The organism is Bacillota bacterium (assembly GCA_024655925.1).
Classification (GTDB): Bacteria; Bacillota; DTU025; order DTU025; family JANLFS01; genus JANLFS01.
Map to the genome: position 1 here is coordinate 42,508 of JANLFS010000009.1, position 9,067 is coordinate 51,574.

General features: G+C 58.1%; 13 protein-coding genes. All 13 read left to right on the forward strand.

Annotated elements, in window-relative coordinates:
• The first annotated feature begins 152 nt into the window (after window positions 1-152).
• The 13 genes from NUW23_02505 (at window position 153) to NUW23_02565 (ending at window position 8,511) form a co-directional block, all read left to right on the forward strand.
• On the forward strand, window positions 153-680 hold the full coding sequence (locus NUW23_02505; GenBank protein ID MCR4425048.1) for a hypothetical protein: 528 nt from the start codon (window positions 153-155) through the stop codon (window positions 678-680).
• On the forward strand, window positions 658-1,215 hold the full coding sequence (locus NUW23_02510) for a hypothetical protein (GenBank protein ID MCR4425049.1): 558 nt from the start codon (window positions 658-660) through the stop codon (window positions 1,213-1,215). Before NUW23_02505 ends, NUW23_02510 begins: the two co-directional genes overlap by 23 nt.
• Window positions 1,208-1,789, forward strand: a complete 582-nt coding sequence (locus NUW23_02515; protein MCR4425050.1) for a hypothetical protein — start codon at window positions 1,208-1,210, stop codon at window positions 1,787-1,789. The genes NUW23_02510 and NUW23_02515 overlap by 8 nt, the downstream gene beginning before the upstream one ends.
• An 81-nt stretch (window positions 1,790-1,870) precedes the next feature.
• A complete protein-coding gene (locus tag NUW23_02520; GenBank protein MCR4425051.1) occupies window positions 1,871-2,527 on the forward strand; it encodes a hypothetical protein in 657 nt (218 codons plus the stop codon).
• Window positions 2,528-2,546: 19 nt separating this feature from the next.
• On the forward strand, window positions 2,547-2,786 hold the full coding sequence (locus NUW23_02525; protein MCR4425052.1) for a hypothetical protein: 240 nt from the start codon (window positions 2,547-2,549) through the stop codon (window positions 2,784-2,786).
• A gap of 13 nt (window positions 2,787-2,799) precedes the next feature.
• A complete protein-coding gene (locus NUW23_02530) occupies window positions 2,800-3,645 on the forward strand; it encodes a hypothetical protein (protein ID MCR4425053.1) in 846 nt (281 codons plus the stop codon).
• Window positions 3,642-4,793 carry a PD-(D/E)XK nuclease family protein gene (locus tag NUW23_02535; protein MCR4425054.1) on the forward strand — a complete coding sequence of 384 codons (1,152 nt, stop codon included), beginning with the start codon at window positions 3,642-3,644 and terminating at the stop codon, window positions 4,791-4,793. Before NUW23_02530 ends, NUW23_02535 begins: the two co-directional genes overlap by 4 nt.
• Before the next feature lie 25 nt (window positions 4,794-4,818).
• Entirely contained in the window at window positions 4,819-5,055 is a 237-nt protein-coding gene (locus NUW23_02540) for a hypothetical protein (GenBank protein MCR4425055.1), read from the forward strand.
• Window positions 5,056-5,916: 861 nt separating this feature from the next.
• Entirely contained in the window at window positions 5,917-6,120 is a 204-nt protein-coding gene (locus NUW23_02545; GenBank protein ID MCR4425056.1) for a hypothetical protein, read from the forward strand.
• On the forward strand, window positions 6,121-6,519 hold the full coding sequence (locus tag NUW23_02550) for a hypothetical protein (protein ID MCR4425057.1): 399 nt from the start codon (window positions 6,121-6,123) through the stop codon (window positions 6,517-6,519). It begins immediately after the preceding gene.
• 14 nt (window positions 6,520-6,533) lie between these two features.
• Window positions 6,534-7,013: a JAB domain-containing protein gene (locus NUW23_02555; protein ID MCR4425058.1), complete on the forward strand. Its 480-nt coding sequence runs from the start codon at window positions 6,534-6,536 to the stop codon at window positions 7,011-7,013.
• Between the two features lie 434 nt (window positions 7,014-7,447).
• Entirely contained in the window at window positions 7,448-8,011 is a 564-nt protein-coding gene (locus NUW23_02560) for a hypothetical protein (protein MCR4425059.1), read from the forward strand.
• Between the two features lie 104 nt (window positions 8,012-8,115).
• Window positions 8,116-8,511 carry a hypothetical protein gene (locus NUW23_02565; protein MCR4425060.1) on the forward strand — a complete coding sequence of 132 codons (396 nt, stop codon included), beginning with the start codon at window positions 8,116-8,118 and terminating at the stop codon, window positions 8,509-8,511.
• Window positions 8,512-9,067: the final 556 nt, after the last annotated feature.

The window sequence follows — 9,067 nt, forward strand, 5'->3', positions numbered from 1 at the left end:
TCCCAACCTGACTTGGAGGGACGACACGGATGGAGAGCTCGCTCTTGTCTGCCTGAATAAGGGCTGCGGGTGGACGCAGGACTTCGGCATCCGCGTGTTCGACAAAGAAGACGAAGGACCCATCAGGCCCAACATACGGGGAGGTCCTATCAATGAAACGGCTTGATGTGGAGTATGTCAACCGTTCCATGGTATGCAACCCTAGTGGGCCTCACGACTTCTTCGACCATGTGGAGGGTCTATTGCCTCGCCCTGTCAGGGAATCCTTCCGGGAAGCTGAGTGCGCAGAAGACCAAAGAGACGTGATCAACGTTGAGATCATTCCTCATCTCCAGAGGATCGCGCCGGATGGCTGCGTCTTCGGCCGGAACCCCTTCTATACCGACTGCTCGGATTGGGGATTCTGGCAGATTCTGATGCCCCTGCCGGATATTCAAGTGCGGTCCTTTGGCATCGCGAGGATAGGAACCTTTGGCCGCTGGTTTGACCCTGTGTACTCCGCCACCATAACCCTGCCGAATTGTCAGATTGAACGTCTTTGCTGTCACACCCACCTCAAGATGGAAGCCGCTCGAAGATGCGGAGCCAAGAGACTTCGCGCGCGGCTAGCTCGATTCAGGCGGCAAGCCAAGCAGGATCTGAGGAGGAGAGATTGTCGTGAACGCAGAGCGCCCAAGTGACTGTGCACAAAGCGAAGAGGCTCTCGATTGTCGCGCCCTCAAAGCCCTTAGGGATCCGGAGAAGAAGCCAGAGGATCTGAAGACGGAAGTGGAAAGGTTACTCCGGGTCGTTTATGACAAACTCAGCCCTTTGTGGGGCGTCGAGAAACAAACAGCAGATCAGAAGCTCCTGGACCGAGTACGTCTGTACCTTCTTCTTGCGTTGTCCGACATGGAAAAGCCTGACCAGCACGGAAAGCGCTGGTTGGTCGTCGCGGACGACACAACGGATCCGGCGTGTGAGGACGCCCTGTTGCTGCCGTCCGTCCTGGCTGACGGTCCAAGTGAGGCCTGCGCGGCTGCGGAACACCGGTACCACGTCACACACGACATTCCTGGAGTAAGGGTCATGGCCGCTTGGGACGCGGAATGGATGGTGGGCCTAGCGGCTACCATGCTGACGGAAGCGCCCTCCTTCGTCGCTGTGAACGGGCCTGATGGAAAGATCACTTCGCGAGATCCCTTGCCCGAGGAGGGTGGCGACGACGATGAATGAGACAACCCGCGCCACATGTGCGGTGGGCGGAACTGGTCCGGGAGAGGGAGCCTACAGACTGAATGCGCGGAAGAATCGCACGGCAGCGAGGAGACTCCCGTTCAAAGGGCCGATGAAGCCGCAGAGCGACACTAAGAAGGCGTTCTCGCTCCTGCGGGCCCTCATCGACGAGGCGGATGTGGACTATGTGCGCGACATGTATGTGGCGCCGCACGAGGGCTGCGTTCCCGAGCCGTACGGGGACCACGATCTCTCCGGCGCTATTGTGGACAAGTTCTATCACTGGTACCGGGCGGTCGCCGATGTGGTCGCGAGGGATGCCGGTATCCGGCGTCTTGACCTGTCCGTTATAGTGCAGCCGTCCTGGGAGGATACATCCGCAGTAGTCGTGATGTACTCTCGCAGGATCGTGCTGATGTACGAGTGGATGAAGGCGTGGCGCTTCGGAGGCCTCGGATCCGTCGCGGCAGTCTTGAAGCGGCTTCAAAGGGATTACGAGTATCTTTCAGGGGAGCTTGAGAACGCCGTGCGCGAGTATCCGAACCCGAGACCGACGCTCGTATACAACTCGTAAAATGACAATGAGGGAGGTGAAGCCTCCTGGGCCCTGACGTCCGGGAGGCTTCGGCTTCCCACAGGACCCGGGGGAAAGTAGGTGTCGCACTATCTGCACTGCATTCTCGTCGAGGTAGAGAGCTGCCTTCCAAAGAATGCCTCGATCTCTGACTATACCCAAGAAAGGTTGGAAGCCCTTCTGCGAGCAGAGGCAATGAACGCCACGGCACTTTATCAGGGGGAAGTCTTTGACGGACGCACCGAAGAGTCTGCCGGGAGATGGCGTGACGAATTTCCCGGCCGAGGTGTTGTCATGGGGTGCAAGGAACCTGAACGGTTTCTCAAGTTGCTAGAAGAGTATTCCAGATTGCCCCTTGAGAAGGCGCTCGAGGCTATCCGCTTGGCCAGGGGCACAGAGTGGTCCTGGCGCACGATGGAGCAAGTCCGGGCCGGAGGCTATGTGGTGTCACCCGACCCGGCGAACGGCACGGATGGCCTGTACTGGTCTGCGCGCCCAGCTGGCCCTTTGACCGTCGACGAAGACTTCATCAAGAAGGTATGGGACGGACGGATTCCAGGTTATCCCGTCGCGTACAACCTCAAGAAAGCCCTGGATCTCGCGGATGGGCAGTACAGAACCGACTCCTGTTTCTTCAGTGTGCCTGACGAAGACGCCAAGGCTTCAGCTGAGACCCTGGATGCGGCGCGCAAAAACCCCCAGGCTTATGCCCTCGTGTTCTGCGACTACTATAGGTGATCCGCGGAGGTCGAAGACCGTGAGCGAACAAAGCGAACAAGCGGTGATCCTGGGGAAAGCGGTGTTTCTTGGCTGCCCGGTATGCGGGCAGCCAGCCTACTCCATCTTTGTCTTCGAGTTCGACGATGAATCGGGCAGGGAGGAGAGTCGCCGCAAGATGGAGGACCTCTTGTGCGGGAAGACTCAGATGCAGTGTCCGTGCTGTGGCGCCCCATTGCTCCCCTGCGGGGAGACAAACTGTGTACGCCTCAACGGCTAGAGGGGGGTCTTCTGTGAACATGCCCGTTCTCGGGGCCATAGAAAGCAAGCGCAGTGGAGGGAACTCGTACTGCTTTGGGATACCCGCCGAGCTGAAAGAGGCTTACGGTGCATCCCCTAAGAGCTTGAACGTCATCTTCCCGTCGGCCGACGAACGTGTAGTCTTCGGCTCAAGGGTTGATACGGACCCTGAGGGCAACTGGATCTCAGACCACTATGTGGCAGTGATCATCCCCGAGGTTAAAGACATTGGGGTTTATCACGTTGCCCTCGACGAGGAAGATGTCACTCCAATGATGCAGAAGCTCGAATTCTTGAAGGCCGCGTGCGGCGATATCGCGTTCAGGAACCTCGGGCTGCGACTGGTCGCTATGCCGCATGAGAAGCGCGGATCGGTTGTTCTTAAGCCAAGCGGCTGCTTTGAGGACATCCTTGTTCTCGCAAAATCCCCGGATTTGCGCGCCAAGATCGCGGCCAATCCGAACGCCTCTGACCCAGAAGGGAAACCACGAGAGAGGGCTCTCGATACTCCCAGCGGGCACGACCATGCGGCCCGAGTGCTTGTGATGACGCCGCCACCCGATGGCAATGAACTGGTCTTCGAGGCTCTCGCGCCCTGCGAGCTCGAAGAGCAGGCGGGAAAGTCTTACGCCGCCATCCGGGCCAGAGCCCTGTCGGGCCCCGACGAGGGAAAAGAGTTCTTTGTCTGGGCGAAACCAACCGACGCGCGCTCTGTGAGCGTCATGGCTTGCCTGAACGTTGGCTCGAGGTTCACCGCCCAGGTGGTTGACAAGAAGGACACCGGCTTATTGGTCGAGCGCGTCGCGGAGATGACTGCAAGGGCCGGGGTGAGAGCGTGAAATTCCCGTTCGCGATAGATGGGAGCCTTGCCGAGGCTTTCCCATTCGAGTTGCCTGAAGGTCAAGCGACCGTGTGGTCGTACAGCCGGCTTGAGAAGTTCGAGCAATGCCCCTATCGATACTGGCTCACCTACGAACAGAAGCCGCGTATCGCGGAGCTTGACGCGGAGGCTCCCCAAGAAGGCAAGGCCGTTCACGATGTGATACATGGCGTCCTTACAAAAAAGGGGGACGTGAAAAGCCTGGCGGAACATGCGGTCCGCCAGAGTTCGCTCCTCGACGAAGAGGACGCGGATGATGTCGCCGAAATGGCCCGGGCCTTCCTTGATAGGTTCTCTCCCAGCGGACAGGTGTTGTCCGAACAGCACTATGAGGCGAAGGTGGATGGGATCTGGGTGCAGGCTTACGTGGACCTCCTCGAAAACATGCCACATGCCGTGAGGGTCACGGACTTCAAGACGGACCGGGAGAAGTGGAAGCCGAGCGAACGAATGCAGCTGCCGCTCTATGCCGTTGTCGCACACGAGCTCTTCAAGAAACCCGTTGTGATACGGAACTGGTTTCTCAGATTCAAGAGAAACCCCGCCCTTGAAGAAGAGGCGGCTCCGGAGATGATTGTCGGAGCGAAGACCTGGCTCAAGAACACAGTCGCCGCAATCGAGGCCGCCCGGGTCCTGGGCGAGGAAGCGTTCTGCACAAGGACTGGCAGCCACTGCAAATCCTGCGGTGCGGGACTCGCCTGTGTCGGGTTCAAGCAGCACTACGCTCACACCGGCGACGATGCTGCGGCCCTTGCGTCAGCGGTGTTGCGGCTCGAAGCCGCGAAGAACATCGCCATGGCGATGCTGAAGAAATGGGTCAACACCAACGGGTACGTCCGTGTGGCTGACGAATACTTCGGCTACTACTTGAATGATTCCGTCAAGGTGGATGACATCCAAAAGTTCGTCAAGGTCCTCGAGGGGGCGGGCGCCAAGCCCTGGAAGTACCTCTCGGTCCTCGGTTCAAAACTCAAAACGGACTATGATACCCTGAAGCCACTTCTCGATGGCATCGCATCTCCTCAGAAAAAGGCAATCTTCACTCACAAGAACAGCCTGCCCACAGGGAAAGGCGAAACCCAGGGGCCAACTGAAATGGCGAGTTGACGGGTCGTCGGAAGGGGGATCCCGCATGCCCAGAACGGAGGAACGATTCGCCGCCGTATTCGCCAGCCTGGCCGGCTGCAGGATCGGTCCAGTCAAGAGACTGGTGGCGAAGACAATTGAGGAACTGAATGTATCCCATCTCGTCTCGTATGACTCGTTCAAGGACACCATCACGGGTGACCCTGGAGCAATCGAGGCGGTATGGGAGAGGATGAAGACGGCTGACAAGAGACGGGCGCTCGCGCATCCGCGGGTGGCATAGTGGACAGAGCCGCTTCAAAAAGTAAAGGCCCTTCCGCAGTGCGATTACTCGCCGGCGTAGCGGTGAAACGCACGGTGAAGGCCCTAATACGCAAAGAAACGTGGGCTAGGGCGTATCATGCGTGGAGGCTGGTCGCCAACACGGCCATTCAGCGCACGCGGAGGTCTTAGCCTGAGCGGGGGATGACCTCCCTCGCCGCACTCATTACTTGAGAGATGCTGCAAATCCGCGCGTGTCAAGACGCGGTTTTTTATTTGACGCTGCTTAGCGTTCGATTCTGGCCCGGCATGATCGGGCCGGACGCGATCACGCCACAGTAGCCCGGACGGCGCACGGCTGGGCATCTTCAATTTCAAGCGGCTATCTGGGGGAGAGAGGAACGACTCAACAATCACATGAGCGCAGATGGGAATCCACCGAGATTGGCGCCGTATAAACCGGCAAGTCCACCGCCATCGTGGTCAACAGGACCAGTAACGGCGGAGGGGAGACCTCCATTGACGTCAGGACGAAGGTCTTCGACAAAGAGAAGCGCCAGTGATACATGACGCCGAAGGGGGGGTGTTCATGTCCTCAGAGGTATTCAAGCAAGTGAAAACGATCCTGGACGGGATCGAAGTGTGACGGCGCTTCCGTCCACCCGCAAGTCTTCGACATCCCAGACCTCGGTTCACATCAGCCTCCAGTGCGGGGTTACGTTGAAACGCGACGATTGAGCCTGGACGACGCTGCCTTGGGCATCAGACCATTCGAGCTGGCCGAGTCCATGAGGGATGGCCGAGAGTGTTCCTCCTGTAACCAGCCCATGACGCTCGGTGCCTTTGAGATGCGCAGAAAAACCCTCAAGGGAAGGTGAGAGAAATGTTTGGGTATGGAGCCGCATGCCTGGTCCTGAACACAGGCCGCACGGTGCCCGGTGAAGCCGGTGAAAACGTCACCAAGCGGGTGCGGAGCATCCGCGCTCGCTACATGAAAGCGGTCTCTGCCAAGAAGGTCGAGCATTACGGTTACAACGGAATGGCTGCGGCCAAGACGCATTCCGCCCGTGAGAGGAGGGTTCGCTGATTGGCCGACTACATAGCCATAGCGAGGTCCAACTACTTCTACGTCAAAGATCGAGCGGCCTTCAACGAGTTCTGCCAGGACAACAACCTCGAAGTAATCGAGGACAGTGAAACCGGCCAGGTTGGTTTCCTGCGTGACGGCAGCGTGCCTCGCGCGGCAAATGTCGCTGGCCCAGACGGTCTCTTCAGGGAACAGGGGTTCTATGGCGCGCTTGCTACCCACCTGAAGAAGGGTTCCGTGGCAATCGTGATGGAGGTGGGGTCCGAGAAGTTCCGCTACCTCAACGGCTACGCTGTCGCGGTCAATTCCAAGGGGAAGACGGTCGAAATCAACCTCGACGAGATTTATGGCCGAGCAAAACGCTTGACATCGTGCGAGATAACCTCCTGTGAGTATTGAGGGGGGTTGTCTCAATGGAGAAGGTAGTGAGCACCTACACCACCGCGAACAAAGTTCCGGTGTACCGCGTCAGCCTGGTGCGCGAAAGGAGTCACCAGACCCTGGTGTGCGTGACGGAACCCGCCGATGTTGGCCGCATTGCGGCAGAGTTTCTTCATGATGCTGACCGCGAACAGTTCGTTGTCTTACTCTTGAACAGCAGACACCGGGTGATAGGGCTTCAGGTGGCCTCGATGGGTTCATTGAATGAGTCGATAGTGCATCCTCGCGAGGTATTCAAGGCGGCCATCCTCGCGGGTTGTGGTGCGATTGTTGTGGCGCACAACCATCCGAGCGGGGACACAAACCCCAGCTCAGAGGACGTGGCCATGACAAAGCGGCTCGGAGAGGCCGGCCGGCTTCTTGGGATCCCGCTTCTCGATCACGTCATAGTGGGAGAGAATGGCGAATTCCGCAGTCTGCGAGAGACACTGGGTTCCGATTGGCCAATGTGAATCTCGCCAGAGTCGGCTACGTCATGTGCATGAATTCCAACGGCAGCCTGACCCTCAACCAGACGCCTGCAGGAAAACGCGGCAAGTTTGGCTGCGTGAATAACAACATCAGAGAGGTTCTCTGGAGATCCCGCGGGCTAATGGAAGCGCTTTAGCGATTCAAAACGGTATGGGGCGGTCTATTGAGACTGCCCCATACACCTCGGATTCATTCGTCTCCTTCTGCTCACGCTCATCATATACGCATTCTTCATTCTGGTTCGCCTGCCGGACACGATCCGGCCGGTCATTTGCATTTGACGGGACCGGGCATAGATGCCCGGGATTCATTTGCGATTCTGGAGTACACGGGCCGATCCAAGCTCGTTTCCTGGCTCACACGATGCCAGAACGAGCCAATAGAGCGTCAAAACCTTTGCGAAAGGAGACTGGTCATGGGTTGGACGGTCACTCACAAGACCCCGGGAACGAGCGTGAGGAGTTTCTTTGAAAATCAGTTCAACACCGATTGGCCGGACGGACGCGTCGGCCGTGTCATTGACTGTGCCACGTTTCTTCACGAGGCGTACATTGCCTTCGAACAGATTTACCCAGATGGCCGGCGGGAGGTCGGCGCCGTCGTTTGCCTCCTCAAGCGTTGGGGCGATCCTTACTACAACTTTGGCTACAAGGACATGTCTGAAGACATGGGGCCGTCGGCCTGCAATTGTCCTGAACGGATACTGAACCTGCTCACGCCGACCGACAACAAGACCTCTCTAGAATGGCGGGAGAGGTGCTGGCAAAACGTTGAGAGGCGAAGGAACGGAGTGTCCCTGCACAAGGGCTTGGTCATCCGATTCGACAACACGATCCCCTTTTGCGGAGGGATCCGGGAGAACACGTTTCTGGCGGTGGAACCGAAACGGCTGTACTTCTCCAATGTGTCCGGAACAAGGCACTTCCGACTCAGGAGACAGACCTTGCGGCAGGAGCCATGGCAAGTCGTGAACTCATGAGCGACCAGCACATCGCCAAGCCCACCGGGAAACGGCAGAGTATTCTACCTTAGCGACGGGCTGGAATCACCAGCCCGTCGCCCTTTGGGGGGGGCTAGCCGACAATGCTTTTTCGAGAATACCAAGCGAGAGAGCTGCCTGAGAAATACCGGGCCTGGTTGAGCGACTATGGCGTGATGGAAGACACACCGCTGGATAGGGTGTACGAATTGGTAGTCAAAGTGCGTCTTAGACGGCTTGCGTCCGGCGCGCCGGGAGTCCGCTGCAAGACTCAAGGCCTCCGGCGCCAGACCGACATCGAGGTGCTGGGCGATCTCATTGATCTTCTCCGGCCGATCTACGGAGGGGCGAAATCGCACCAAATTGAGGATGAGAGAGACGAGATCGCCGCTAGGCATGCAGCATTGAAGCGAATCCGGTCATCCTTTGGGAAGCCCCCCGCAAAACGGATGGGGCGGCAACCAGGAAAGAGCAGAAAGAGCCCTCTGCCCGCAGGGTAATATCGTTTCTTGGAGGCGCCGAAGATGATAATCCTCGTCGAAGCTGATGTTCGCTGTCCACACTGCACTTCCGAAAAGCTGGCTCGCACAACGGGGTATGATTTCCTCTGCCACGATTGTGGGGCCTCGTTTTCGATAGACGAAGGGACATGGCCGGACTGCAAGATTCGGCCCTTCACAAAGCGCCACAGGAGCAGTTCTCATAGGAAGAACCGCTCGGACAACCGCAGCAAGTCCGGGAGTGCGTTTCGGAGAAACGCGAGAAGGTCTGCGAAGACCGGCACAGACGATCCAATCTAGCGTCACAAGAGATGTCTCATTGCGCCAATTTTCCACGCCCCTACCCCGGGGCAACCGATTCTGGCCCCGGGAACCATCCCGGGGCGTTGGGAGGTTGTACAGTGAGTGTCTACCCAGCAATACGGCTGCATCTAGAGTTCCCCGCGGAGCCTTTTGCCGCCCTTCATCTAGATTGTGCGGGCGAAGGGCCGGGCGAGTTCGCGAAGATAATCGGAGGATCGACGGCTATTTCGTACGGAGCCCGAGAAGCCCGAAT

Coding starts and splice junctions, on each gene's coding strand:
- NUW23_02545 (MCR4425056.1), top strand. CDS start 5,917: ATGTTTGGGTATGGAGCCGCATGCCTGGTCCTGAACACAGGCCGCACG.
- NUW23_02540 (MCR4425055.1), top strand. CDS start 4,819: ATGCCCAGAACGGAGGAACGATTCGCCGCCGTATTCGCCAGCCTGGCC.
- NUW23_02505 (MCR4425048.1), top strand. CDS start 153: ATGAAACGGCTTGATGTGGAGTATGTCAACCGTTCCATGGTATGCAAC.
- NUW23_02515 (MCR4425050.1), top strand. CDS start 1,208: ATGAATGAGACAACCCGCGCCACATGTGCGGTGGGCGGAACTGGTCCG.
- NUW23_02560 (MCR4425059.1), top strand. CDS start 7,448: ATGGGTTGGACGGTCACTCACAAGACCCCGGGAACGAGCGTGAGGAGT.
- NUW23_02565 (MCR4425060.1), top strand. CDS start 8,116: ATGCTTTTTCGAGAATACCAAGCGAGAGAGCTGCCTGAGAAATACCGG.
- NUW23_02555 (MCR4425058.1), top strand. CDS start 6,534: ATGGAGAAGGTAGTGAGCACCTACACCACCGCGAACAAAGTTCCGGTG.